23 protein-coding genes, 2 tRNA genes and 2 pseudogenes are annotated in these 25,116 nt (G+C 61.5%); 7 read left to right on the plus strand and 20 right to left on the minus strand.

The annotated features are described in order from the left end of the window. Window positions 1–36: 36 nt before the first annotated feature. Both ggt and Q1W70_RS14585 read right to left on the minus strand, forming a co-directional pair. A pseudogene (gene ggt / locus Q1W70_RS14580) lies at window positions 37–1,880 on the minus strand (gamma-glutamyltransferase). A 146-nt stretch (window positions 1,881–2,026) separates the two neighbouring features. After that, window positions 2,027–2,103, minus strand: a tRNA-Met gene (locus Q1W70_RS14585). A gap of 250 nt (window positions 2,104–2,353) precedes the next feature. Here Q1W70_RS14585 and Q1W70_RS14590 point away from each other — a divergent pair. Continuing rightward, the gene (locus Q1W70_RS14590) at window positions 2,354–3,571 is read left to right on the plus strand and encodes an MFS transporter (RefSeq protein WP_166589784.1); all 1,218 of its coding nucleotides are present in this window, start codon (window positions 2,354–2,356) and stop codon (window positions 3,569–3,571) included. Between the two features lie 64 nt (window positions 3,572–3,635). On the opposite strand, the gene ychF is transcribed toward Q1W70_RS14590, so the two are convergent. The 8 genes and pseudogenes from ychF to Q1W70_RS14630 form a co-directional block, all read right to left on the minus strand. Further along, a complete protein-coding gene (gene ychF / locus Q1W70_RS14595) occupies window positions 3,636–4,736 on the minus strand; it encodes a redox-regulated ATPase YchF (RefSeq protein WP_166589783.1) in 1,101 nt (366 codons plus the stop codon). Between the two features lie 22 nt (window positions 4,737–4,758). Further along, window positions 4,759–5,343: an aminoacyl-tRNA hydrolase gene (gene pth / locus Q1W70_RS14600; protein WP_095169011.1), complete on the minus strand. Its 585-nt coding sequence runs from the start codon at window positions 5,341–5,343 to the stop codon at window positions 4,759–4,761. Window positions 5,344–5,511: 168 nt separating this feature from the next. Further along, a complete protein-coding gene (locus tag Q1W70_RS14605; RefSeq protein WP_166589782.1) occupies window positions 5,512–6,111 on the minus strand; it encodes a 50S ribosomal protein L25/general stress protein Ctc in 600 nt (199 codons plus the stop codon). Window positions 6,112–6,250: 139 nt separating this feature from the next. Continuing rightward, window positions 6,251–7,192, minus strand: coding sequence for a ribose-phosphate pyrophosphokinase (locus Q1W70_RS14610; protein ID WP_003171603.1), 942 nt, complete (start codon window positions 7,190–7,192; stop codon window positions 6,251–6,253). A 46-nt stretch (window positions 7,193–7,238) separates the two neighbouring features. Then, window positions 7,239–7,313, minus strand: a tRNA-Gln gene (locus Q1W70_RS14615). Window positions 7,314–7,349: 36 nt separating this feature from the next. Then, the gene (gene ispE / locus Q1W70_RS14620) at window positions 7,350–8,201 is read right to left on the minus strand and encodes a 4-(cytidine 5'-diphospho)-2-C-methyl-D-erythritol kinase (protein ID WP_166589781.1); all 852 of its coding nucleotides are present in this window, start codon (window positions 8,199–8,201) and stop codon (window positions 7,350–7,352) included. Window position 8,202: 1 nt separating this feature from the next. After that, window positions 8,203–8,820 carry a lipoprotein insertase outer membrane protein LolB gene (gene lolB, locus Q1W70_RS14625; RefSeq protein ID WP_166589780.1) on the minus strand — a complete coding sequence of 206 codons (618 nt, stop codon included), beginning with the start codon at window positions 8,818–8,820 and terminating at the stop codon, window positions 8,203–8,205. A 4-nt stretch (window positions 8,821–8,824) separates the two neighbouring features. Then, a pseudogene (locus Q1W70_RS14630) lies at window positions 8,825–10,550 on the minus strand (tetratricopeptide repeat protein). A gap of 306 nt (window positions 10,551–10,856) precedes the next feature. Between Q1W70_RS14630 and hemA the strand changes: the two are divergent. The 6 genes from hemA (at window position 10,857) to Q1W70_RS14660 (ending at window position 16,214) form a co-directional block, all read left to right on the plus strand. After that, window positions 10,857–12,146, plus strand: a complete 1,290-nt coding sequence (gene hemA, locus Q1W70_RS14635; protein ID WP_166589778.1) for a glutamyl-tRNA reductase — start codon at window positions 10,857–10,859, stop codon at window positions 12,144–12,146. Further along, window positions 12,143–13,225: a peptide chain release factor 1 gene (gene prfA, locus Q1W70_RS14640; protein WP_166589777.1), complete on the plus strand. Its 1,083-nt coding sequence runs from the start codon at window positions 12,143–12,145 to the stop codon at window positions 13,223–13,225. Before hemA ends, prfA begins: the two co-directional genes overlap by 4 nt. Next, the gene (gene prmC, locus Q1W70_RS14645; protein ID WP_166589776.1) at window positions 13,226–14,056 is read left to right on the plus strand and encodes a peptide chain release factor N(5)-glutamine methyltransferase; all 831 of its coding nucleotides are present in this window, start codon (window positions 13,226–13,228) and stop codon (window positions 14,054–14,056) included. Then, entirely contained in the window at window positions 14,050–14,805 is a 756-nt protein-coding gene (locus Q1W70_RS14650) for a molybdopterin-synthase adenylyltransferase MoeB (RefSeq protein ID WP_302097477.1), read from the plus strand. The genes prmC and Q1W70_RS14650 overlap by 7 nt, the downstream gene beginning before the upstream one ends. Continuing rightward, window positions 14,798–15,589 carry a glutamate racemase gene (gene murI, locus Q1W70_RS14655; RefSeq protein WP_166589774.1) on the plus strand — a complete coding sequence of 264 codons (792 nt, stop codon included), beginning with the start codon at window positions 14,798–14,800 and terminating at the stop codon, window positions 15,587–15,589. Before Q1W70_RS14650 ends, murI begins: the two co-directional genes overlap by 8 nt. Window positions 15,590–15,695: 106 nt before the next feature. After that, window positions 15,696–16,214: an acyloxyacyl hydrolase gene (locus tag Q1W70_RS14660; RefSeq protein WP_166589773.1), complete on the plus strand. Its 519-nt coding sequence runs from the start codon at window positions 15,696–15,698 to the stop codon at window positions 16,212–16,214. 81 nt (window positions 16,215–16,295) lie between these two features. Here Q1W70_RS14660 and Q1W70_RS14665 read toward each other — a convergent pair whose 3' ends face one another. From Q1W70_RS14665 to Q1W70_RS14710, 10 genes are read right to left on the minus strand one after another with little or no spacing between them, the layout of a single operon-like run. Next, window positions 16,296–16,601, minus strand: coding sequence for a YkgJ family cysteine cluster protein (locus Q1W70_RS14665; protein WP_166589772.1), 306 nt, complete (start codon window positions 16,599–16,601; stop codon window positions 16,296–16,298). Window positions 16,602–16,654: 53 nt separating this feature from the next. Continuing rightward, the gene (locus Q1W70_RS14670) at window positions 16,655–17,146 is read right to left on the minus strand and encodes a DUF2878 domain-containing protein (protein ID WP_302097479.1); all 492 of its coding nucleotides are present in this window, start codon (window positions 17,144–17,146) and stop codon (window positions 16,655–16,657) included. Next, a complete protein-coding gene (locus Q1W70_RS14675) occupies window positions 17,139–18,410 on the minus strand; it encodes an SAM-dependent methyltransferase (RefSeq protein WP_166589770.1) in 1,272 nt (423 codons plus the stop codon). Before Q1W70_RS14675 ends, Q1W70_RS14670 begins: the two co-directional genes overlap by 8 nt. After that, a complete protein-coding gene (locus Q1W70_RS14680) occupies window positions 18,397–19,212 on the minus strand; it encodes a DUF1365 domain-containing protein (protein WP_265536793.1) in 816 nt (271 codons plus the stop codon). The genes Q1W70_RS14675 and Q1W70_RS14680 overlap by 14 nt, the downstream gene beginning before the upstream one ends. Beyond that, window positions 19,209–20,453: an NAD(P)/FAD-dependent oxidoreductase gene (locus tag Q1W70_RS14685; protein ID WP_265536792.1), complete on the minus strand. Its 1,245-nt coding sequence runs from the start codon at window positions 20,451–20,453 to the stop codon at window positions 19,209–19,211. The genes Q1W70_RS14680 and Q1W70_RS14685 overlap by 4 nt, the downstream gene beginning before the upstream one ends. Beyond that, window positions 20,450–21,232 carry an SDR family NAD(P)-dependent oxidoreductase gene (locus tag Q1W70_RS14690; protein ID WP_182342293.1) on the minus strand — a complete coding sequence of 261 codons (783 nt, stop codon included), beginning with the start codon at window positions 21,230–21,232 and terminating at the stop codon, window positions 20,450–20,452. The genes Q1W70_RS14685 and Q1W70_RS14690 overlap by 4 nt, the downstream gene beginning before the upstream one ends. After that, entirely contained in the window at window positions 21,229–21,651 is a 423-nt protein-coding gene (locus Q1W70_RS14695; protein WP_302097481.1) for a nuclear transport factor 2 family protein, read from the minus strand. Before Q1W70_RS14695 ends, Q1W70_RS14690 begins: the two co-directional genes overlap by 4 nt. Then, entirely contained in the window at window positions 21,644–23,089 is a 1,446-nt protein-coding gene (gene phrB / locus Q1W70_RS14700; RefSeq protein ID WP_302098892.1) for a deoxyribodipyrimidine photo-lyase, read from the minus strand. Before phrB ends, Q1W70_RS14695 begins: the two co-directional genes overlap by 8 nt. 20 nt (window positions 23,090–23,109) lie before the next feature. Continuing rightward, entirely contained in the window at window positions 23,110–24,048 is a 939-nt protein-coding gene (locus Q1W70_RS14705; protein WP_166589764.1) for a MerR family transcriptional regulator, read from the minus strand. Continuing rightward, complete coding sequence (locus tag Q1W70_RS14710; RefSeq protein ID WP_166589763.1) at window positions 24,049–25,011, minus strand: YbgA family protein; 963 nt, start codon at window positions 25,009–25,011, stop codon at window positions 24,049–24,051. It lies immediately after the preceding gene. Window positions 25,012–25,116 lie beyond the last annotated feature (105 nt).

A 25,116-nucleotide genomic window follows, 5' to 3' on the forward strand; every position in this document is an offset into this window, starting at 1 on the left:
ACTGCCGCACAGTGCGGTTCCTGTCCGGTTTCCCGATCAATCCCCCAGCGCTGCACCTTCACGCCGTGGATCGGCGCCACCGGCCCAGGCCGCCTGGCCCTGCGCGTCGCGTACGCGAACGATGGCCTGGGTGCCGCTGGTCATGTCGATCTCGTTCACCGTATGCCCTTTGTCCTTGAGCGCCTGGATCAGCGCCGGGCTGAACTGACCGCGCTCCAGTTCGGTGGGGCCGTTGCGGCTGCCGAAGTTGGGCAGGCTGATGGCGGCTTGAGGGTCGAGTTGCCAGTCGAGCATGCCGACCACCGACTTGGTGACGTATTCGATGATTTGCGAGCCGCCGGGGGAGCCGACCGTGGCCAGCAGTTCGCCGCTCTGGCGGTCGAAGATCAGCGTCGGCGCCATGGATGAACGCGGGCGTTTGCCGGGCTCGACGCGGTTGGCCACCGGCTGGCCATGTTCTTCGGCGATGAACGAGAAGTCGGTCATCTGATTGTTGAGCATGAAGCCCTGCACCATAAGGTGCGAACCGAACGCGGCTTCCACGGTAGTGGTCATCGACACCGCCCCCCCACGTCGTCGACGGCCACCACCTGGGAGGTCGAGATGCGCAGGGGCGAGCGATCCGCCGCGTAGGCCACTTGGATGCCCGCCGGTGTGCCGGGCTTGGCAGTGCCCATGCTGCGCTCACCGATCAAGGCGGCGCGAGTGCTCAGGTAAGCAGGGGAGAGCAGGCCCGCCACGGGCACCGGCACGAAGTCCGGGTCGGCGACGTACAGTGCGCGGTCGGCGTAGGCCAGGCGCTCGGCTTCGGCAATCAGGTGCACGGCCTCAGGAGCCGGCTCAAGGCCGGCCGGACGGTCGCTCTTGCGAGGTGCGAGGGGTGCCAGGGCAAAACGGCTGTCGCGGCCTTCCAGGGCCTGCAAGGTGCCGAGGATCTGTGCCACGGCAACCCCGCCGGACGAGGGTGGCGGCATGCCGCAGACTTGCCAGCGCTTGTAGTCGCTGCACAGTGCAGCACGTTCCTTGGCCCGGTAGCCCTTGAGGTCGTTGAGCGACAGGCTGCCGGGGTTGGCGTGGCCCTGGACCTTGGCCACGATCTCCTGGGCAATCGGCCCCTGATACAGGGCGTCCGGACCTTCCTTGGCAATGCGTTCCAGGACCTTGGCCAGGGCCGGGTTTTGCAGCAGGGTGCCGACGGCTTTCGGGCTGCCATCGCGGTTGAGGAAATACGCCGCCATGTCGGGAGAGCGCGGCAGGAAAGGGTCAGAGGCAATCATCGTGTGCAGGCGTGGCGAGATCGCAAAGCCGTTCTGTGCCAATTCGATGGCCGGCTGAAACAGCCTGGCCCACGGCAGGCGCCCGTGTTCGCGATGCGCCATCTCCAGTGCGCGCAAGACCCCCGGCGTGCCGACCGAACGGCCACCGATCTGTGCCTGCGGGAACAGCATCGGCTTGCCATCGGCCTGCAGGAACAGCCGTTCGGTGGCGCCCGCCGGTGCGGTTTCGCGGCCATCGTAGGTGCGCACGGCCTTGCCGTCCCACAGCACGATCATGGCGCCACCGCCAATTCCCGAAGACTGGGGTTCTACCAGGGTCAACACCGCCTGCATGGCGATGGCGGCGTCGATGGCTGAGCCACCTTGGCGCAGCATCTCCCGCCCGGCGGCAGCGGCCAGCGGATTGGCCGCTGCCGCCATGTGCTTGCTGGCGTACTGGGTGCTCAGGTCGGTGCGAAAGCCCGAGGCCATTTCCGGCGCTGCGGGCAGGGCGCTGACGGCGGTCGAGGCGGGTGGCGCGCTACAGGCGGCGAGGGTCAGCGCGGTGGCGAGCAGCGACAGGGCGCCGAGGCGCAAGCGGCGTGTAGGGAAGGCTGGGAACACGAGGGCACTCCGTCCATGGGGAAATAGAGGGGGCGACTGTATCGGCGGCAGAGACCGGCTGCAACGTTGGGGCGGGTGTGAGCGGGCGGCACTTTTCTCCAGGCATAAAAAAACGGCCTACCTTGCGGTAAGCCGTTTTTAGTACTTGGTGGCTACACAGGGACTTGAACCCCGGACCCCAGCATTATGAATGCTATGCTCTAACCAACTGAGCTATGTAGCCAAGTGGCGCGCATTATTGGCTTGAAACGACGATGTGTCAAGCATAAATCTAAAATATTTCTCTACGCTTTCAACTGCTTATCCTCAGACTGCGGAAAAACCCCGGTTTTTCTGCTTTGCTCCCGGGCAAATCATCCCACCGATGGATTATTTAAAGTCGTTAGCAGGCTAAGGGGATGGCGTTGCCGCAGTGAAAAATGGCACATTGGCGCACCTGCACGTGCGCACCCCTCTGCTGTTTGGAAACTTTCATGGCAACCAGTACCCCTCAAGTGTCCGCTTGCGCGACACCCGCGAGCTCGCAAAGTAGCCCCTTGGTCATGCGCATCATCGGCGCGGTGGCGCTGGCGCATTTGATCAACGACCTGATCCAGGCGGTGCTGCCGTCGATCTATCCGATGCTCAAGGACAGCTACGGCCTGACGTTCACTCAAGTCGGCCTGATCACCTTGACCTTCCAGCTCACGGCCTCGCTGCTCCAGCCTTGGGTCGGCTACTACACCGACCGTCACCCCAAGCCTTATCTGCTGCCGATGGGCATGATCTGCACCCTGATCGGCATTCTGATGATGTCCCAGGTCGGCAGCTTTCCCTTGATCCTGCTGGCGGCAGGGTTGATCGGCATCGGCTCCTCGACCTTTCACCCGGAAGCCTCGCGGGTGGCACGTCTGGCATCCGGTGGACGTTTTGGCCTGGCGCAGTCGACCTTCCAGGTGGGTGGTAACGCCGGCTCGGCATTCGGCCCCTTGCTGGCGGCGGCGATCATCATTCCGTTCGGCCAGGGCAATGTGGCCTGGTTCGGCCTGTTCGCTGTGTTCGCCCTGCTGGTGCTGTACCGCATCAGCCGCTGGTACGCCAACCACTTGAGCCTGTTCAAGCTCAAGCAGGGCCAGGCGGCGACTCACGGGCTGTCGAAGGGCAGGGTGCTGAGTGCGTTGGTGGTGCTTGGCCTGCTGGTGTTCTCCAAGTACTTCTACATGTCCAGCCTGACCAGCTACTTCACGTTCTACCTGATCGAGAAGTTCGACCTGTCGGTGGCCAGCTCCCAGTTGCACCTGTTCCTGTTCCTGGGGGCGGTGGCGGCGGGGACCTTTTTCGGCGGGCCGATCGGCGACAAGATCGGCCGTAAGGCAGTGATCTGGTTCTCGATCCTGGGGGTGGCGCCGTTCACCTTGCTGCTGCCTCATGTCGACCTGTTCTGGACCAGCGTCCTGAGCGTGGTGATCGGCTTCATCCTGGCCTCGGCCTTCTCCGCCATCGTGGTCTATGCGCAGGAACTGGTGCCGGGCAATGTCGGGATGATCGCTGGGGTGTTCTTCGGCCTGATGTTCGGATTTGGCGGAGTGGGGGCGGCGCTGCTGGGTTTCCTGGCGGACATCCACGGCATCGAGTACGTGTATTTCCTGTGCTCGTTCCTGCCGTTGCTTGGTGTGCTGGCGATCTTCCTGCCGCGCACCAAAAAGACCTGACGCCTTAAAGATCGCAGGCACAAAAAAGCCGCGTATCAAACGCGGCTTTTTTTCGGCGTGTGGCTTACACGTTGAAGCGGAAGTGCATCACGTCGCCGTCTTTGACGATGTAGTCCTTGCCTTCCAGGCGCCATTTACCGGCTTCCTTGGCACCGGCCTCACCCTTGAACTGGATGAAGTCGTTGTAGGCGATCACTTCGGCGCGGATAAAGCCTTTTTCGAAGTCGGTGTGGATCACGCCGGCCGCTTGCGGGGCGGTGGCGCCGACGCGTACGGTCCAGGCGCGGACTTCTTCAACACCGGCGGTGAAGTAGGTCTGCAGGTGCAGCATTTCGTAGCCCGCACGGATCACGCGGTTCAAGCCCGGCTCTTCCAGGCCCAGGGCCTCGAGGAACATGTCTTTCTCTTCGCCGTCATCGAGCTCGGCGATTTCCGCTTCGATCTTGTTGCACACCGGGACAACCATGGCGCCTTCTTCTTCGGCGATGGCCATCACCACGTCGAGCAGCGGGTTGTTCTCGAAGCCGTCTTCGGCCACGTTGGCGATGTACATCACCGGCTTGGTGGTCAGCAGGTGGAAGCCCTTGATCACCGCTTTTTCGTCGGTGCTCATGTTCTTCATCAGGCTGCGTGCCGGCTTGCCTTCGGTGAAGTGGGCGATCAGTTGCTCCAGCAGAGCCTTCTGGACCACGGCGTCCTTGTCACCACCCTTGGCGTTGCGCGCGACTTTCTGCAGTTGCTTCTCGCAGCTGTCGAGGTCGGCGAAGATCAGTTCCAGGTCGATGATCTCGATGTCGCGTTTCGGGTCGACGCTGTTGGAGACGTGAATCACGTTGTCGTCTTCAAAGCAGCGGACCACGTGGGCGATGGCATCGGTTTCGCGGATGTTGGCCAGGAATTTATTGCCCAGGCCTTCACCTTTCGAGGCGCCGGCGACCAGGCCAGCGATGTCGACGAATTCCATGGTGGTCGGCAGGATGCGCTTTGGATTGACGATGGCCGCCAGGGCGTCCAGGCGTGGATCCGGCATCGGCACGATACCGCTGTTCGGCTCGATGGTGCAGAAGGGGAAGTTCTCGGCCGCGATACCGGACTTGGTCAGGGCGTTGAACAGGGTGGACTTGCCGACGTTAGGCAGGCCGACGATGCCGCAATTGAATCCCATGGTGTTTCCCCTCGGGTAAAAGTCAGGCCTTCTGGCTGTGCAGGTTTTTCATCGCGCGGTTCCATTCTCCGGCGAGGATATCCGGCAGCACGCCGAGGGCAAAGTCGATGCTGGCATCGAGTTTTTCCTGTTCGGCGCGTGGCGCACGACCCAGGACGAAATTTGAAACCATACTGGCAACGCCCGGGTGGCCAATGCCAAGCCGCAGGCGGTAGAACGTGTTCTGATTGCCCAGTTGCGCGATGATGTCGCGCAACCCGTTGTGACCGCCATGGCCGCCGCCCTGCTTGAGCTTGGCAACGCCGGGTGGCAGGTCGAGTTCGTCATGCGCCACGAGAATTTCTTCAGGCTTGATGCGGAAGAAACCTGCAAGGGCCGCTACGGCCTGGCCGCTGCGGTTCATGTACGTGGTGGGAATCAGCAGACGAACATCCTGACCTTGATGCGAGTAGCGCCCGGTCAGGCCGAAATATTTGCGATCGGCGACAAGATTGACGCCTTGCGCGTGCGCGATGCGCTCAACAAAAAGGGCCCCTGCGTTATGCCGGGTCTGTTCGTATTCGGCGCCTGGATTTCCCAGGCCAACGATCAGTTTGATGGCAGTCACGTCAGGGGCCCTTCCTTGGAGTGGTTAATAACATCGCCGCCATGGAGATGTGCGGCGAAAGTGGACGAAAAGTGCTCATTTACCATGATGTAAACTCCGCGTTCCGCCCGCTTTCTCGCTACGTTCCAGCCCGCGATGTTACTCGGTCACTCCGACGTACAGAGTAATTTACTCTGCAGCGTCTTCTGCAGCTTCTGGAGCAACACGTGGAGCGTGAACGTTGGCAACAGCCAGGTCGTTACCGTGAGCCAGAGCAACAAATTCAACGCCTTTAGGAGCGCTGATGTCGGACAGGTGAATGATCGAGCCGACTTCGGCGTTAGCCAGGTCAACTTCGATGAATTCAGGCAGGTCTTTTGGCAGGCAGGAAACTTCGATTTCTGCAACAACGTGCGAGATCTCGCCGCCTTTCTTCACTGGAGCAGCTTCGTTGATGAAGTGCACAGGAACGATAGCGGTCAGTTTCTGACCAGCAACAACGCGTACGAAGTCAGCGTGCATCACGTGGCCTTTAGCCGGGTGACGTTGCAGAGCTTTGATGATTACGTTTTGCTTGGTGCCACCAACGTTCAGCTCGATGATGTGGCTGTAAGCCGCTTCGTTTTCGAGCAGTTTGGCAACTTCTTTGGCCAGCATGCTGATGGATTCAGGGGCTTTGTCGCCACCGTAAACTACAGCTGGAACCAGGCTTGCGAGACGACGCAGGCGGCGGCTCGCACCTTTCCCCAGGTCGGAACGCGCTTCAGCATTCAGAGTAAAATCGTTCATGTTGTATCTCCAAAATAACCACATTCGCCCCAGCGTTTGCGACCAGCGCTAAAGGCGATATGGGCAAAAAAGCCCCGCCCCGACAGGAATGCCGGGGCGGGGCGCTTTTCGTCATCGAGAAGTCCGAAGGGCAGGGCCCTTAACGGAACATCGCGCTGATCGATTCTTCATTGCTGATGCGGCGAACCGCTTCGGCAACAACCGGTGCGATATCCAGTTGACGGATACGTGCACAGGCTTGTGCTGCAGCGGACAGCGGGATGGTGTTGGTCACCACCAGCTCGTCCAGCACGGAATTTTCAATGTTCTCGATGGCCCGACCCGACAGCACAGGGTGTGTGCAGTAGGCAAAGACTTTGGCAGCGCCATGCTCTTTCAAGGCTTTAGCCGCGTGGCACAGGGTGCCGGCGGTATCGACCATGTCGTCAACCAGGATACAGGTACGCCCTTCGACATCACCGATGATATGCATCACTTCAGAGTGATTGGCTTTCTCACGGCGCTTGTCGATGATCCCGAGATCAACGCCCAGGGATTTGGCAACAGCACGTGCACGCACGACGCCGCCAATGTCCGGGGACACGATCATCAGGTTTTCGAAGCGTTGGTCTTCGATGTCATCCACCAATACAGGGGAGCCGTAGATGTTATCTACCGGAATATCGAAGAAGCCCTGGATCTGGTCAGCATGCAAATCAACCGTGAGAACACGATCGATGCCGACTACGGTAAGCATGTCAGCAACAACTTTCGCGCTGATAGCTACACGTGCGGAACGCGGACGGCGATCCTGACGGGCATAACCAAAGTAGGGGATCACCGCAGTGATTCGAGTGGCTGAGGAGCGGCGGAAGGCATCAGCCATCACTACCAGTTCCATCAGGTTATCGTTGGTCGGAGCGCAAGTCGGCTGAATAATGAAAACGTCTTTACCGCGGACATTTTCATTGATCTCGGCTGTAATTTCGCCGTCGGAAAACTTACCGACAGAGATGTCACCGAGAGGGATATGCAGCTGACGTACGACACGCCGAGCCAGATCGGGGTTAGCGTTCCCCGTAAAGACCATCATCTTGGACACGCGCAGTACCTGAAGGCTGAGGGTAACCTGGATGAGTATAGGAAAATGGCAGGGGCGGCTGGATTCGAACCAACGCATGGCAGGATCAAAACCTGCTGCCTTACCGCTTGGCGACGCCCCTGTATCTGTTGCAACGATTACCCAGTAATCGGTTCCTTTAAAGCAGACTTTGCAGCTTGCGATGCAACATCGAAACGTTGCTTCCCTTTGCTACAAACCCTGTAAGGGTCTCTGTAAGAAGGGCCGAGACTTTATCAGCTTCAGCTTTGCTTGGGAAGCCCCCAAACACACAACTTCCAGTGCCGGTAAGTTTTGCTTCGGTAAATTTACCTAACAAATTCAAAGCGTTACGTACCTCTGGATAACGCCTTGCTACTACCGGTAAGCAGTCATTTCGACTGTTTCCCTTGGGAACGGGGCGCACTTTAATGGCAGACGAGTTACGTGTCAACAAAGGATCGGAAAAAATTTCTGCTGTACTTACAGATACTTGCGGTACCAGCACGAGATACCAGGGTTCTTCGGGGTCCACGGGGGTCAGTTTCTCCCCCACGCCCTCGGCAAAAGCGGCATGACCGCGGACAAAAACCGGGACGTCCGCGCCGAGTGTCAGGCCCAGTGCGGCCAGGCGATCTTCATCCCAGCCCAGTTGCCAGAGGTGGTTGAGGCCCAGCAGGGTGGTGGCCGCATTCGAACTGCCGCCACCGATTCCGCCACCCATGGGCAGGACTTTGTCGATCCAGATATCAATGCCCAGCGTCGATCCGGATTGCGCCTGGAGTTTTTTGGCGGCCTTGACGATCAGGTTGCTGTCATGGGGCACGCCTTCGAACTCGGTGTGCAACCGGATGATGCCGTCATCGCGTACGGCAAAGGTGATTTCATCGCCGTAGTCGAGAAATTGAAACAGGGTTTGCAGTTCGTGGTAACCGTCTTCGCGGCGACCAAGAATGTGCAGCATCAAATTGAGTTTTGCCGGCGAAGGCAATGTCAGGCGAGCGGCAGGCATGTCATTGCCCCAATTTGCGCGGTTGCCAGGCCTTGATCACCAGCGTGACATCAAGGTTGGCGCCGTGCAGCTTGATGCGCTCGGGCAGCCAATACCCGTTTTGCTGGGTATAAGCACTGTATTGGACCTGCCAGCCGTCCTGCTCGAGGCTGGCCAGGCGACTGTCGGCATCCAGGGTCAGGCGGCTCTTGCTGCTGGGGGCTGGCAGTCCACGAACCCACCAGGCCAGGTTGGAGACCGGCAGTTTCCAGCCCATCTGTTCTTCGAGCAGGGTTTCCGGGCTCGCGGCGCTGTAGCGGCCCTGATTGGCCACTTCCAGGCTGACGTCGCCGGGGCGCCCGGTCAGGCGTGCGGCCCCACGACCCAGCGGTCCGGACAGGCGGATATCGTAGTAGTCCTGGCGTTGCAGCCAGAACAGGGTGCCGCTGCCCGAGTCTTTCGGGGCGCGAATGCCGATCTTGCCGTCGATCTGCCAGCCATCGAGGGCGGTCATTTGCTGTTTGTGCTCGCGCCATGACGCGGGGTCGCCGTGACCCTCGACCGATTCGCGGGCACCAAAACCGGCGCAGCCGGCGAGCAGGGCAATGAAGCTGAAAACGATGATGTGGCGCAAAAACATGATTTTAAAGAGTCTCGGATCCGGTCAGGCGCTTGATGGTGCTGCGCAGGATAGGGCTGTCAGGCTGTTCCTTGAGGAACTTGGCCCAGATTTGTTTGGCCTCGCGCTGTTTGCCCTTGGCCCACAGGACTTCACCCAGGTGCGCGGCGACTTCCTGGTCGGGGAAGCGCTCCAGGGCCTGGCGCAGATAACGCTCGGCTTCGTCGAGGTTGCCCAGGCGGAAATTAACCCAGCCGAGGCTGTCGAGGACGGCCGGGTCTTCCGGGCTCAACTGGTGTGCCTGCTCGATCAGCGTCTTGGCTTCGTCGTAGCGGGTCGTACGGTCCGACAAGGTATAACCCAGGGCGTTCAATGCCATGGCGTTGTCCGGATCGCGCTTGATGATTTGTCGCAGGTCACGCTCCATCTGCGCCAGGTCGTTGCGTTTTTCCGCCTGCATGGCACGGGTGTAGAGCAGGTTGAGGTCGTCCGGGTACTGCTTCAAGGCTTTATCGAGCACGCTCCAGGCGCGGTCTTCGTGCTTGTTGGCAGCCAGGGTCTCGACTTCGATCAGGTACAGCTTGGATCGCGTAGTCCGGCTGCTCGTCACGCTCCTTGGCCAGGCGGTTCTGGGCTTCGACGCTACGGCCGTTCTCCATGAGGATATCGGCCTGGCGAAGTTGGGCCGGCAAGTACTCGCTGCCCGGCGTGACCTGGGCATACTCGATCAGGGCGCCTTGTGGGTCGCTGCGTTCTTCGGCAATGCGCCCCAGGTTCAGGTGCGCGGAGTCGACGTGGCTGTCCCGGGCAATCAGGTCTTCCAGGTAACCCTTGGCCTCTTCCCAGGCCTTGGCTTCCAGGCATACCAGAGCCAGGGAATAGCGCAGTTCATCGTCATCCGGGTACTGCTGGACCAGGCTGGAAAACTCGGTCTTGGCGTCATCCATGCGGTCCTGTTCCACCAGCAGGCGGGCATAGGTCAGGCGCAGGCGCTTGTCGTCCGGGTACTGGCGGATGCTTTTTTCCAGCAGCGGCAGTGCTTCATCGCCCCGGTTGAGGCTCTGCAGCAAGCGCGCACGCAGCAGGATCGGCGCCACTTCGCCGGCTTCCGGCGGGTTTTTCTCCAGCAGGCTCAACGCCCCCTGGGAGTCGCCATTCTGTTGCAGCAGCAGGGCCTTGCCGAAAATCAGCTGGCCGTTGTTCGGGTGGCGCTGCAATAAACGGTCGAAACTGTTCATCAGGCCGTCGCGGGTGTCCTGGTCGGTGTCAGCGGCCGACAGGGCGAGAAAGTCGAAATGGGTGTCGCCCTGGCCCTGCAGGACTTTCTCCATGTAGACCATCGAGTCGTCGTAACGGCCGCTGCGCGCCAGTTGGATGGCGGCGGCGCGTTGTGCCTCGAGGTCTTCTGGGGCATTTCTGGCCCAGATCAGTGCGCTATCGAGTGCAGCCTGGTCAGCCCCCAGGTATTCGGCAATGCGAAAGGCCCGCTCGGAAATGCCCGGGTCCTGGGTGTTGATGGCCTGGGTCACGTAGTTGTCCAGGGCAATGTCGTAACGATTGCGCTGGCCAGCCAGTTCGGCGCTCAACAGGCTGAAGATCGTCTCTTCGCTGAAGGAGCTGTAAACCTTGGGCTTTTCAGGGGCTGCTGTGCTGTCTGCGACCGGCGGCGTGCCGTCCGTCGAAACGGGCGCCAAGGCCTGGCAGCCGCTGAGGAAGACAAAAGCGAGGAGCAACGCGGAAGATCTATTCATATAGGAAGAGGACGACTAACCTGCGGTCGGATCATCATGACACAAGCCTTCGGCCAAACATAACCGGGGCGCTCTTTATCTGTTTATGCAGGGGCGGGCGCCCGCTTGCGGCTGGCTCGCGATGGCTGTCAACGATGAAGCGGACACCCCGGATAAGCGCGATGCCCTTGAGCTTTTCGCGAGCAAGCTCGCCCCTGCAGGGCGCCTTTAATGGCACAGGGTAGTAGGACAATAGTTAACGGTGGTTGTTCTCGCTCTGTCGAAGTAGGACAATTGTCGGCTTCTCGACATCATCAGCGATCTTGAATGGCCTTCCTTGCACTCGGTATTAACCATAAGACTGCTTCCGTAGACGTCCGCGAGCGCGTGGCCTTTACGCCGGAGCAGCTGGTTGAGGCCTTGCAGCAGCTCTGCCGACTCACCGACAGCCGCGAAGCTGCGATCCTCTCCACCTGCAATCGCAGCGAGCTCTATATAGAACAGGATCAGCTGAGTGCCGATACCGTGCTGCGCTGGCTGGCCGATTATCACCATTTGAGCCTCGAAGAGCTGCGCGCGAGTGCTTATGTGCATGAAGATGATGCGGCAGTTCGTCACATGATGCGGGTCGCCTCCGGGCTCGATTCCCTGGTCCTGGGGGAGCCGCAGATCCTCGGACAGATGAAATCGGCCTACGCCGTGGCGCGTGAGGCCGGTACCGTCGGCCCATTGCTCGGGCGGCTGTTCCAGGCCACGTTCAACGCCGCCAAGCAGGTGCGCACCGACACGGCCATCGGCGAGAACCCGGTGTCGGTGGCGTTTGCCGCCGTCAGCCTGGCCAAACAGATTTTCAGCGATCTGCAACGCAGCCAGGCGTTGTTGATCGGTGCCGGCGAGACCATCACCCTGGTCGCCCGCCATTTGCACGAGCTGGGGGTCAAGCGCATCGTGGTCGCCAACCGCACCCTGGAGCGCGCCAGCCTGTTGGCCGAACAGTTCGGCGCCCACGCGGTGCTACTCTCGGACATCCCGGCGGAGCTGGTGCGCAGCGATATCGTGATCAGTTCCACCGCCAGCCAGTTGCCGATCCTGGGCAAGGGCGCCGTGGAAAGCGCCTTGAAACTGCGCAAGCACAAACCGATATTCATGGTCGATATTGCCGTACCGCGGGATATCGAGCCGGAAGTGGGTGAGCTGGACGACGTGTACCTGTACAGCGTCGACGATCTGCATGAAGTGGTCGCCGAGAACCTCAAGAGTCGCCAGGGTGCAGCCCAGGCGGCGGAAGAACTGGTGGCAATCGGCGCCGACGACTTCATGGTGCGCCTGCGTGAACTGGCCGCAGTCGATGTGCTCAAGGCCTATCGTCAACAGAGCGAACGCCTGCGTGATGAAGAATTGCAAAAGGCCCAGCGCCTGCTGGCCAATGGCAGCAGCGCCGAGGACGTGCTGGTGCAACTGGCCCGTGGCCTGACCAACAAACTGCTGCACGCGCCCAGCGTGCAGTTGAAAAAGCTGACTGCCGAAGGCCGCCTCGATGCGCTGGCCATGGCCCAGGAACTCTTTGCCCTCGGTGAGGGCGCGTCGGATAGCTCTTCGGATAAAAAACCGCAATGAAAGCGTCACTGCTCAATAAGCTGGACATCCTCCAGGACCGTTTCGAGGAACTGACCGCCTTGCTTGGCGATGGCGAAGTCATTTCCGATCAGAACAAGTTCCGCACCTATTCCAAGGAGTACGCGGAAGTCGAGCCGATTGTCGCCACCTATAAACAGTTGCTCAAGGTCCAGGGCGACCTCGAAGGGGCCCAGGCCCTGCTCAAGGACAGCGACCCGGACATGCGCGAAATGGCCGTGGAAGAAGTCCGCGAGGCCAAGGAACAACTGCTCGAGCTGGAAGCCAGCCTGCAGCGCATGCTGCTGCCCAAGGACCCGAATGACGGGCGCAACGTGTTCCTCGAGATTCGCGCCGGCACCGGCGGCGACGAGGCGGCGATTTTTTCCGGCGACCTGTTCCGCATGTACTCGCGTTACGCCGAGCGGCGTGGCTGGCGGGTCGAGATCCTGTCGGAGAACATCGGCGAACACGGTGGTTATAAAGAAGTCATCGCCCGGGTCGAAGGCGACAATGTCTACGGCAAGCTGAAGTTCGAATCCGGCGCGCATCGCGTGCAACGGGTCCCGGCCACCGAATCCCAGGGCCGGATCCACACCTCGGCCTGCACCGTGGCGGTACTGCCGGAGCCGGACGAGCAGGAAGCGATCGAGATCAACCCGGCGGATTTGCGGGTCGACACCTACCGCTCTTCCGGTGCGGGCGGCCAGCACGTGAACAAGACCGACTCGGCCATTCGTATCACCCACTTGCCATCCGGCATCGTGGTCGAATGCCAGGAAGAACGTTCGCAGCACAAAAACCGAGCGCGGGCGATGTCCTGGCTGTCGGCCAAGTTGAACGACCAGCAGACCAGTGCGGCGGCCAATGCCATCGCCAGCGAACGCAAACTGCTGGTGGGCTCGGGTGATCGCTCCGAGCGGATCCGCACCTACAACTTCGCCCAGGGCCGGGTCACCGACCACCGGGTCAACCTGACCCTGTACTCCCTCGATGAAATCCTCGCCGGTGGCGTTGATGCCGTGATCGAGCCCCTGCTGGCCGAATATCAGGCGGACCAACTGGCGGCGATAGGTGAATAAATGACCATCATTGCCAGTTTGTTGCGCGCCGCCGACCTGCCTGACTCGCCTACCGCGCGCCTGGATGCCGAGTTGCTGCTGGCCGCGGCCCTAGGCAAATCCCGCAGCTTCCTGCACACCTGGCCCGAGCGCATCGTGCCCAGTGATGCCGCGCTGACCTTCGCCGACTACTTGCAGCGTCGTCGCGGCGGTGAGCCGGTGGCTTACATCCTCGGGCAACAGGGCTTCTGGAAGCTGGACCTGGAGGTCGCACCGCATACGCTGATCCCACGTCCGGACACCGAGTTGCTGGTGGAAACCGCCCTCGAACTGTTGCCGTCGACACCGGCCAAGGTGCTCGACCTGGGCACCGGCAGCGGAGCGATCGCCCTGGCCCTGGCCAGCGAGCGTCCGGCCTGGCAGGTGACGGCGGTGGACCGCGTGCTTGAAGCCGTGGCCCTGGCCGAGCGCAATCGCCAGCGCCTGCATTTGCAAAACGTCACGGTGCTCAGCAGTCACTGGTTCGATGCCCTCAAGGACCATCGCTACACGCTGATCATCAGCAACCCACCCTACATTGCCGCCGCCGACCCGCACCTGGTTGCCGGCGACGTGCGCTTCGAACCGGCCAGTGCGCTGGTGGCCGGGACCGACGGCCTGGATGATTTGCGGGTGATCATTACCCAGGCGCCGCAGCACCTGGAAGCCGGTGGCTGGTTGATGCTCGAACACGGCTACGATCAAGCGCAGGCCGTACGCGATCTGCTGCTGGCCCAGGGGTTCGTAGAGGTCCACAGCCGCATGGACCTTGGCGGCCACCAACGCATCAGCCTGGGGCGCCTGCCGTGCTGAACGATCAGGAGCTGTTGCGCTATAGCCGGCAGATTCTGTTGCAACACGTCGACATCGACGGCCAGTTGCGACTCAAGCAAAGCCGCGCGCTGATTGTCGGCCTCGGTGGCTTGGGCGCGCCGGTGGCGTTGTACCTGGCGGCGGCGGGCGTGGGGGAATTGCACCTGGCGGATTTCGACACCGTCGACTTGACCAACCTGCAGCGCCAGATCATCCACGACACCGACAGCGTTGGCATGAGCAAGGTTGATTCGGCGATCCGTCGCCTGAGTGCGATCAATCCCGAGATCCAGCTGGTTGCCCATCGCACCGCACTGGATGTCGACTCGTTGGCGGCGGCAGTGGCGGTGGTCGACCTGGTACTCGACTGTTGCGACAACTTTGCCACCCGCGAAGCGGTGAACGCCGCCTGCGTGGCAGCGGGCAAACCCCTGGTCAGCGGCGCGGCGATTCGCCTGGAAGGGCAGTTGTCGGTGTTCGACCCGCGTCGCGCCGAAAGCCCCTGCTACCACTGCCTGTACGGGCACGGCAGCGAAGCCGAACTGACCTGCAGCGAAGCCGGCGTGGTCGGTCCCCTGGTGGGCCTGGTCGGCAGCCTGCAAGCCCTTGAAGCGTTGAAACTGCTGGTGGGCTTTGGTGAGCCGCTGGTGGGGCGGTTGTTGTTGATCGATGCCCTCGGCACGCGGTTCCGGGAGCTGCGGGTCAAGCGTGATCCGGGTTGCAGCGTCTGTGGTGCCAAACATGCGTGAGGCGCCCATCGGCGTGTTCGATTCCGGCGTCGGCGGGTTGTCGGTGCTGGCGGAGATCCACCGGCTGCTGCCCAATGAGTCGCTGTTGTACGTGGCCGATTGCGGCAATATTCCCTACGGCGAGAAGTCCCCGGCGTTTATCCGCCAACGCTGCGCGGTGATGGCCGATTTTCTCCAGGCCCAGGGCGCCAAGGCCATGGTCGTGGCGTGCAACACGGCTACCGTGGCCGGTGTGGCGGACTTGCGTCGCGACTACCCGTCGTGGCCCATCGTCGGCATGGAGCCTGCGGTGAAGCCGGCAGCGGCCGCGACCCGCAGCGGTGTGGTCGGCGTGCTGGCGACCACCGGAACCTTGCAGAGCGCCAAGTTCGCCGCCTTGCTCGACCGCTTCGCCACCGACGTGCGGGTTGTCACCCAGCCGTGCCCGGGCCTGGTGGAGTTGATCGAAGCCGGTGACTTGCAGAGCCCGACGCTGCGCCAGTTACTGGGCAGCTACCTGCAGCCCCTGCTGGACGCAGGCTGCGACACGATTATTCTCGGCTGCACCCATTACCCCTTCCTCAAGCCGATCCTGGCGCAAATGCTCCCTGCCGACATCAGCCTGATCGACACCGGCGCTGCCGTTGCCCGGCAGACCCAGCGCCTGCTCGCTGAGCGTCAATTGCTCGCGGACGGTCCCGCCCGACCCGCGCAGTTCTGGACCAGCGCCAGCCCCGAACACCTAAGAAATATCCTGCCGCTGCTCTGGCATAACGGTGGCGTTGTGCAAAGCTTCAATCAGTAGACAGGCTGAAATTCAGCTGAACTTCTGCGTGGGGGCAAGCTTCTATTACTGCGTCTTTTGAGCAAACAAACCTAAAACAATCGTTCGCATAAAAAGGATGTTTCCTATGAAGCGAGTGTTCTGTCTGGCTGCGCTTGCGGCCGTATTGTTGGGGCATGGTTACAGCGCACAAGCGGCGGGTATCGAGTTTTCAGTCGGGCAAACCAGTGACTCGACCATGACTTACCGCCTGGGGCTGCAGTCTGAATGGGACAAAAGCTGGTGGCAGAGCGAAGTGGGGCGTTTGACGGGCTACTGGGACGGGGCCTACACCTTCTGGGACGGTGACAAGACGGCAAGCAACCACAGCCTGTCGTTCTCGCCGGTGCTGGTGTATGAATTCGCCGGGGAATCGGTCAGGCCTTATCTGGAAGTGGGGGTTGGGGTGGCGGTTTTTGCCCACACCGAAGTGGAGGACAACAAACTCGGCTCGGCCTTCCAGTTCGAGGACCGCTTCGGCGCCGGCCTGCGTTTTGCGGGTGGACATGAAGTGGGGATACGCGCCATCCATTACTCCAACGCCGGGATCAGCAGCCCGAATGACGGTGTCGAGAGTTACGCGTTGCATTACACCATGGCGTTGTAGGATCAAGCGCATCGCTGGCAGGCCAGTGCCTGCGACGTCACAGAGCGCCCTGTGGGGGCTGGTTTGCCAGCGAAGTCGGACTCACCGATACGCCGTCGCAATCCCCCGGCGCTCTTCAATGCACTCTGGCGCCCCCATCTCGAACTCCCGGCATATCAACGGGCGTTTTTCGTAGATGGTGCACATCATCGTGTCGCGATCCAGCGCCGCGCACCAGCCGTCATCCAGGCGCAGCATGACCTCCCCACCCCAATCGTCGGTGTCGATAAAGCGATCAGGCACGCCGGTGTCGGTGATCAGCATCACTTCGAGCTGGCAGCAGCAGGCCGCGCAGGTCGAGCAGGTGGCCGCCGGGTCGATGATTTCGGTGAGGGGAATGGTGTTCATGGGCGCCAGTGTAAGGCAGCTGACTGCGGCTGTGTGAAAGTGCTGACGGACGCTCAGTGGGGCAGGCGCCGGGCCATCAGGTGGAGCAAGGGAAACAACAACGCCCATAGCACCGCGAACCCGATCAGCGTTGGCCACACTCCCATCGGAAACTGTACGCCGGCCAACTGCCCGCCTGCGTAGTACGACAGCGGTCCACCCACAGCGCCGGTGACACTGGCCAGCCACCAGGGGCGGGCGCTCCAGCGCAGGCAATGACGCAGGGTCGTGGCCAGCAAAGCCCACAGCATGATCAGCCACAGCGGAATCAACGCCGCGGCGTGCTGGAACTCCATTACGCCCAGGCCCCGCAACGAACTGTCCACCGCAATACCCAGCAGCACCACCCAGAGTATCAGTCGGCTGTCCTGGCCTGGGCGACTTATCCACAGGTGGTGAATCAACAACACAGCCACCGGGATTAGTAGCCAGAGGCTATCCCCTCCGAGTACACACGCGAACCAGCCGAGCTGAAACAGCACGGCATTGGCCAGGCGCTCAAGCATCGAAGCGTCCGAGCAGCGGTTGTGGCATGGCCGCGGGTTTGGCCAGAAGCAGTTGCGCGGTGCCGATGGTGCGTTCCAGAAAGCCACCTTCGCAGTAGCACAGGTAGAACTCCCAGAGGCGCAGGAAGTATTCGTCGTAGCCCAATTCGCTCAAGCGGCCATGGGCGCGGCGAAAATTCTCATGCCACAAACGCAGGGTTCGCGCGTAGTGCAGGCCGAAGTCTTCCATGTGCAACAGGTTCATGTCGGTATCGCGGCTGACGATTTCCAGCATCTTTTGTACACAGGGCAGGGCACCGCCGGGGAAGATATAGCGCTGGATGAAGTCCACCCCATTCCTGGCCTGCTCGTAACGTTGCTCGCGAATGGTGATGGCTTGCAACAGCATCAGGCCGTTGCTTTTGAGTAGATGGGCGCATTGTTTGAAATAGGTCGGCAGGAAGCGATGGCCTACCGCTTCAATCATCTCGATCGACACCAGTTTGTCGTACTGCCCTGTGAGGTCGCGATAGTCCTTGAGCAACAGCGTGACCTGAGCGTGCAGCCCAAGCGCCTCAATGCGTTGCGCGGTGAAATCGTACTGCTCTTTGGACAGGGTGGTGGTCGTTACCTGACAGCCATAATGCTGCGCCGCGTACAGCGCCATGCTGCCCCAGCCGGTGCCGATCTCCAGCAGGTGATCGCTGGCCTTGAGGTCGAGCTTCTGGCAAATGCGTTCGAGTTTGTTGAGCTGCGCCTGCTCGAGGCTGTCGTCGGCGCTGCGAAACTGGGCGGCCGAGTACATCATGGTCGGGTCGAGAAACTGTTCGAACAACTCGTTGCCCAGGTCGTAGTGGGCAGCAATGTTTTTTTGCGAACCCTTGCGCGTGTTGCGATTGAGCCAGTGCAGTGCGCGAACCAGAGGCCGACCGAGTCTCGCCAGCCCACCCTCCAGTGCGTCGAGCACCTCAAGGTTACTGACGAAGACGCGCACCACGGCGGTCAGGTCCGGGGAGCTCCAGTAGCCATGGATAAACGCTTCGCCCGCACCAATCGAACCATTGCTGGCCACCAGGCCCCAGGCTGCCGCATCAAGGATGTGGATCTCTCCCAGCAGCGGGCTGCCCGCACTGCCAAACAGATGCCGCTCGCCCTCTTCGATGACCAGCAGTTGGCCGTTTTTCAGGTGCGCCAATTGCCGCAATACGCCACGGCGCAACAGTGAGCCGCTCAACCCGTGCGTACTGAGCAGGTTGGCCTTGGCCGAAATACTAGGAGATTTCATGACGGCGATCCTTGGGGGGAACAATTGCGCTTTGAAAGCTGCCGTCGGCAGCCTGATGAGCAAAAATCGGTGTGCGTTTGAGCAACAGGCGAAAGGCTTGCCAGTAAATCGCCAGGCAGGTTTTCGCCGTCATCCACGGGAAGCGCCGCAGGTAGCGGTGCAGGCTGTGGCGATCGAGGGTTTCGCGTTGCAGATTGAGCGTGGCGTCGAACAGTTTCAGTTCGCCCTGCCAGTCGGCCATGTGCACGCCGAGCCTGTGTGCGGCGGGGCTGAAACTCATGCGGTATTCCAGATCGCGCGGCAGAAACGGTGAGACATGAAAGGCCTTGGCCACGGCAAAGTGCTGGTGCCTGTCGTTCGAATCAATCGTGGCCCTGGCCGGTAACACGTAGTGATAGTGCTCGCCCCAGGGCGTATTGGTGACCTCACACAGAATCGCCGCCAGTTGGCCGTCGGTCTCATGGCAGTAGAAGAAGCTCACCGGGTTGAACGACAGCCCCCAACTGCGTGCCTGGGTCAGCAGGCAGATCGAGCCCTGGGGGGCGTGGCCGATGACGAGGGCGACCTGCTGTCGTACCGCGTCGATCAGTGGCATGCCCTTGCCGGTATAGGCCTTCAGGTAATCGCTTTGACGAAAAGAGAAAGGCGCGAAACGACTGCTGCCGGCCAATGGAGACAGGCCAAGCACGGCGTCCTGTTCATCGAGGTCCAGGTACAGCAGGCCGATCCGGTAGCGGAACGCATGATGTTTAGGGGCAAATCGCCGGTGGCTGATCCAGCCGCTGTAAAGGGCGCTGTTCATAGCCGTTCGCCCAGCGAGCGGGCGACGCGCAAGGCGCTGACCACCCCGTCCTCATGAAAGCCGTTGGCCCAGTAGGCGCCGCAATACCAGGTGTGCTGCGCACCGTCGAGTTCTTCCCAGCGTGCTTGCGCGGCCACTGCCGCGAGGCTGTATTGAGGGTGGGCGTAGGTGTATTGGGCCAGCACTTTGAGCGGGTCGATCTGCGCGCGCTGATTGAGGCTGACACACAGCGTCGCGTCGCTTTGCAGGCCTTGCAGGATGTTCATGTTGTAGGTGACGGCGGCCTGTTGGCCGCGCGCGCCCAAGCGAAAATTCCAGCTGGCCCAGGTCAGTTTTCGATCGGGCAGCAAGCGGGTGTCCGTGTGCAGCACGACGTCGTTTTCTGCATAGGGCAGGGCGCCAAGAATCGACTGCTCCACGCTACTCGGCTTGGCCAGCAGTTGCAGCGCCTGGTCGCTGTGGCAGGCGAATATCACCTTGTCGTAACGCTCGATGCCGGCCTTGCTGTGGACGGTCACGCCGTGTTCATCGCGCTCGACCCGGTGCACAGGGCAATTGAGGCGGATCCGCTCGGAAATGGAGGCCGTCAGAGGGGCGATGTAGGCACTGGAGCCGCCTTCGATCACCTGCCATTGCGGACGATTGCTGACGGACAGCAAGCCGTGGTTCTTGAAAAAGCGTACGAACAATTGCAGCGGGAAATTCAGCATGTCGTCCAGCGACATTGACCAGATCGCTGCGCCCATCGGCACGATGTAATGCTCAGTGAAGCGCTTGCCATAGCCGTTGCTGCGCAAGTAGTCACCGAGGGTGGTGTGTTCTGCGATCCGTTGTTCGGCCAGGTCGCGCTGGGCTTCGCGGTTGAAGCGCAGAATGTCGCGCAGCATGCCCCAGAACCCCGGCGACAGCAGGTTGCTGCGCTGGCTGAAAAGGCTGTTGAGGGTGTTGCCGTTGTACTCCAGCCCACTGTCGGGGTCGCGCACCGAGAAGCTCATTTCGGTGGGCTTGAAGCGCACGCCGAGCTCTCCCAGCAAGCGGATGAAATGGGGGTAGGTCCAGTCATTGAACACGATGAAACCGGTGTCCACCGCATGACGCTGGCCGTTGACGGTGACTTGCACCGTGTGGGTATGGCCGCCGATCCAGTCGCTGGCCTCGAATAGCGTGATCTCGTGCGAGCGGTTCAGCAGGTAAGCGCTGGTCAGCCCCGAGATGCCACTGCCGATGATGGCTATTTTCACGGCTGATCCTTGATCGGTGGGGAGCTTCTGACCATGCGTTTGCCGATCGCCAGTTGTACCCGCCCAGGCAGCTTCGACAGCGGCCACAGCACGGCCATGAACAAGGCCGGGAAGGCGATCTCCAGGGGGCGCTTTTTGAGTTTTTCAACGATGTAGCGGGCCGCCTTGTCGGCAGGCCAACTCAGAGGCATGGGGAAATCGTTTTTTTCCGTCAGCGGGGTTTCAATAAAGCCAGGGCTGATCACGGTGACCTCGATGCCCTCGGGGGCCAGGTCGATGCGCAAGGATTCGAACAGGTAGCGCAGGCCGGCTTTGGATGCGCCGTAGGCTTCGGCGCGTGGCAGCGGCAAGTACGTCACCGAGCTGGCGATGCCCACCAGGTGAGGTTCGGTGCCGGCACGCAACAGCGGCAAGGCGGCCTCGATGCAATAGCTGCTGGCGAGCAGGTTGGTGCGCACCACATGCTCGATGATCGAGGCATCGAACTGCTTGGCGTCAACGTACTCACAGGTGCCGGCATTGAGGATGACGGTGTCCAGCGAGCCCCAGTCGTGTTGGATCTTCTCGCCGATCTCGCGCACAGTCTGGCTGTTGGTCAAGTCTCCGGGGACCACCAGCACTTGCCCCGGATAACGCTGGGCCAAGGCTTTGAGCGGCGCCACCGTGCGGGCACTGACCGCCAGGTGCATGCCGGCCTTGAGCAGTTGTTCGGCCAACGCCGCACCAATGCCACTGCTGGCGCCGGTCAACCAGTATCGTCGCGGGGTCACATGACTCATCCCATTCTCCCTTTCAGCCAACCGATGGCTCGGCCCATTACGGGTAGGTGTTCATACAGCAAGGCCCCGGCATCGAAATAATCCCGGTGGCGGTAGACCCGGTCGCGCCAAAGCAGGAACGAGCAGCCCTCGACTTCGATCAATTGCCCGCCCGCCAGGCGCGGGTGGCGATAGCTCATGGTCCAGCGCAGATAGCCCCGGCCTTCAGCCACTTGATCGAAACCATGAAAGTCGAAGTGCAAGTGGCTGACGTTGGCGTAGAGCTGGGCGAAGTAGTGGTGCAGTGGGCCGAGCCCCTGCACATCGTGCAGCGGGTCGGTGAAGTGCACGTCTTCGCTGTACAGCTCGTCGAGGCGATGCAGGTTGTCTTTGTCCAGTGCCGCGAACTCACGGGCAAAGCGCTGCAGGAAGTCACTCATGCTGGGCTCCGGCTTCCTGGCGTGGGGGCAGGTTCTTGAACGCTGCCAGCGCACGCTCGCGCGATTGGCCGAGGTTGACGATCGGCCGCGGATAATCCGCCACGCCAAATAACCCGCCCATGGCGGCCGGGTTGTGGATCTCTTTTTTGTTCAGCCCGGCCAGTTCCGGCAGCCAGTGCCGGAGGAATACGCCTTCGCTGTCGAACTTTTCCGACTGGCTCAACGGGTTGAAGATCCGGAAGTAAGGCGCCGAATCGGTGCCGGTGGAGGCGCTCCATTGCCAGCCGCCGTTGTTGGCGGCCAGGTCGCCGTCGATCAGGTGGCGCATGAAAAAGCGTTCGCCTTCGCGCCAGTCGATCAACAGGTTTTTGGTCAGGAACATGGCCACCACCATCCGCAGGCGGTTGTGCATCCAGCCGGTTTCCAGCAACTGGCGCATGGCGGCGTCGATGATCGGCAGGCCCGTGCGCGCCTCCTTCCAGGCGGCCAACTCGTCGGGCGCATCACGCCAGGCCAGGGCCTCGGTTTCCGGGCGGAAGGCGCGATGCCGGGAGACACGGGGATAGCCGACCAGAATGTGTTTGTAGAACTCGCGCCACAGCAGCTCGTTGATCCAGGTCACCGCGCCGACACTGCCGCTTTCGAACTCGCCCTGATTGGCTTGCAGCGCCGCATGCAGGCACTGGCGGGGCGAAAGCACCCCGGCTGCCAGATAGGCCGACAGCTGACTGGTGCCGGGTTTGGCCGGCAGGTCGCGTTCGTCCTTGTAGTAGTTGATCTGGGCGTCGGTGAAGTGCTCCAGGCGTCGCTGCGCCTCGTCCTCACCGGCCGGCCAGAGTGCTCGAAGCGGTTCGCCTGGGGGCGTGAAACCCTCCACCTGCTCGGGGACCGGGTCGCTGTCGATGCCCGTCGGCGCCTGCATCCCGGGTGCCACGATCAATCGGGGCAGAGCACCGTGCAGGCGGGCGTAGCAAACTTTGCGAAACTGGCTGAAGACCTGGAAGTAGCCACCGGTCTTGGTCAGTACGCTGCCAGGCTGGAACAGCAACTGATCCAGATAGCGATGCAGGGGGATGCCGTGGGTGTCGAGGGCCTGTTGGACGGCGGCATCCCGGCGGGTTTCATGAACGCCGTATTCTTCGTTGGCGTGAACCGCTTCGATGTTCAGTTCGTTGCACAGGTGTGCCAGCACTCGGGGTGCATCGTCCCAATCCGGGGCGCTGCGGATCAGCAGTGGGATGTTCAGCGCGGCCAGTGCCTGGCTCAGTTCGCGCAGGTTGCGCAGCCAGAAATCCACTTTGCAGGGGGCGTCGTCATGGGCCAGCCATTGCCCGGGGCTCAAGAGATACACCGCGACGCTCGGGCCGCGGTTGGCGGCGGCGCTCAGGGCCGTGTTGTCATGCACACGCAGGTCGCTGCGCAGCCAGATCAATTGCAGGTTCGCTTGCACGCTGGGCATCAGATCAGTCCTCGCTGAATCAACACCTGGTGAGCCGACAGGGGGTCATCGGCCAGCAATAGGTCAGCGATCTCGGTGGTGATTTCGGACAACTCGGCGTGGTGGATAGATACCGTTGGACCGGCAATGAGTGTTGGGCAACTGACATTGTTCAGCAGCTTCATCAACTGTTTCAGATTGCTGGTTTTGCTCGAATACAGCAGCACCGCACGCGCTTGCAGGTGTTCGACCGCCAGGGCCAGTTCACCGACCGGCAGAGGCCAGTCGAACACTTCCACCGGGCAATCGACGCTGCTGATCAGCCAGGCACAGAGCCACAGGTGGGGTTCGAGCGGCAGGTCGGAGTGATTGACCAGGAGCAACGGGGCGCCACGCAGCTGGCGGTTGTTGTGGTAGATCCGCGCACCGAATTTGCTGCGCAGCCAGCTGTAGAAAAACGAGCGCTCCATCTGGGCGCCGAATTGTCCTTGCCAGCGTTGTTCGAGCTCTGCCAGCAACGGCATCAGCAGTTGCTCACACAAGGTCCGTGGCGGATACAGGGCCATGGCCTGGTTGAACAGGTCATCAACCTGGCGCTCGGCCAGGCTGCAGATGGCCTGGGTCAGGTTCTGCCGCAGGACCTGCCAGTCATTTTCCACCGGCGAGCTGAAGGCCTGGGGCGTGTCCAGCAGTTGCTTGACCTGACTCACCGCCACACCGCGATTGAGCCAGGTCAGGATGTCGTGGATGCGCTGCACATGCTCGGCCGAGAACAGCCGATGGCCCTTGGGGGTGCGCTGCGGCACGATCAGCCCGTAACGACGCTCCCAGGCGCGCAGGGTGACGGCGTTGACGCCGGTCACGCGGGCGACTTCACGGATCGGCAGCCAGCCTTCCTCCAGCGCCTGCTGGTAGTCGGTGTCTGGTTCATGGGCGTGATTGGCACTGGGCATGTTCATTCAAATCGCATTTCTGAGGCTGAGGTTTTCCGGGTGCGGCTGCAGGTAGACCTGTTGCGCGATGTACGGATCGGGATGGTGACGCAGGTGATGCTTGAGCAAGGTCAGCGGGACCACCAGCGGCACGACGCCGAGGCGGTATTGGCCGATCACGTGCTGGACTTCCTGTTTGTCCTCGACGCTCAGGGTCTGCTTGAAATAGCCGCTCAGGTGTTGCAGTACATTGCTGTGGGTCCCGCGGGTGGCGCATTGCTTGAGGGCCGCCATCAATTGGCTGAAATAACGCGGGCCGAGTTCTGCGGGGTCGCTTTGGCCCATGTTGCCCAGCAGCTTGCCCAGGGCCTTGTATTGCAGTGGGTTGTGGGCCATCAGCAGGTACTTGTAGCGTGCGTGGAAGTCGGTCAGGCCGCGGCGACTGAGGCCCTGTTGCAGCAAATCCTGCCAGGCGGCATAGGCGAAAACGCGGGTCAGGAAGTTCTCGCGCAGCACCGGATCGTTGAGCCGACCATCTTCTTCCACTGGCAGGTCCGGGTGGCGGGCACAAAACGCCTCGGCATAGATACCCCGGCCGCCACCGTCCTGTGGGCTGCCGTTGGCGTGATAGACCTTGACCCGCTCCAGGCCGCAGGAGGGGGATTTTTGCATGAAGATGTAACCGCACAGGTCCGTCAGTTCAGCGGCCATGCGCTGGCCGTAGTCGGCCAGCGGTTGGGTTGCGTCAAGTTGCGGGTTGACGGTGCCGACGGCGCGAGGGTGTCGCAGGTCGCCGACCAGGCGAATGGGCTCGCGTGGGATGCCCAGGCCGATGGCGACTTCGGGGCACACCGGGACAAACTCGAAATATTGGCTGAGGGTGCGACTGCAGAGCTGGGATTGTTTATGCCCACCGTTGTAGCGCACTTCGTCGCCCAGCAGGCAGGCACTGATGGCGATTTTCGGTTTGTGCGGGGATTCGCTGGACATCGGCAGACCTCGGATTAAAACCTGTACAAGCGTCACTCGCTGTACAACATGTTTTGATCATAGGTCGTAAGGTGTACAAGTCAATTATTTTGTATAGGTTTTCAC

Origin of the sequence: Pseudomonas kielensis (assembly GCF_030505375.1) — a bacterium.
Lineage (GTDB): Bacteria > Pseudomonadota > Gammaproteobacteria > Pseudomonadales > Pseudomonadaceae > Aquipseudomonas > Aquipseudomonas kielensis.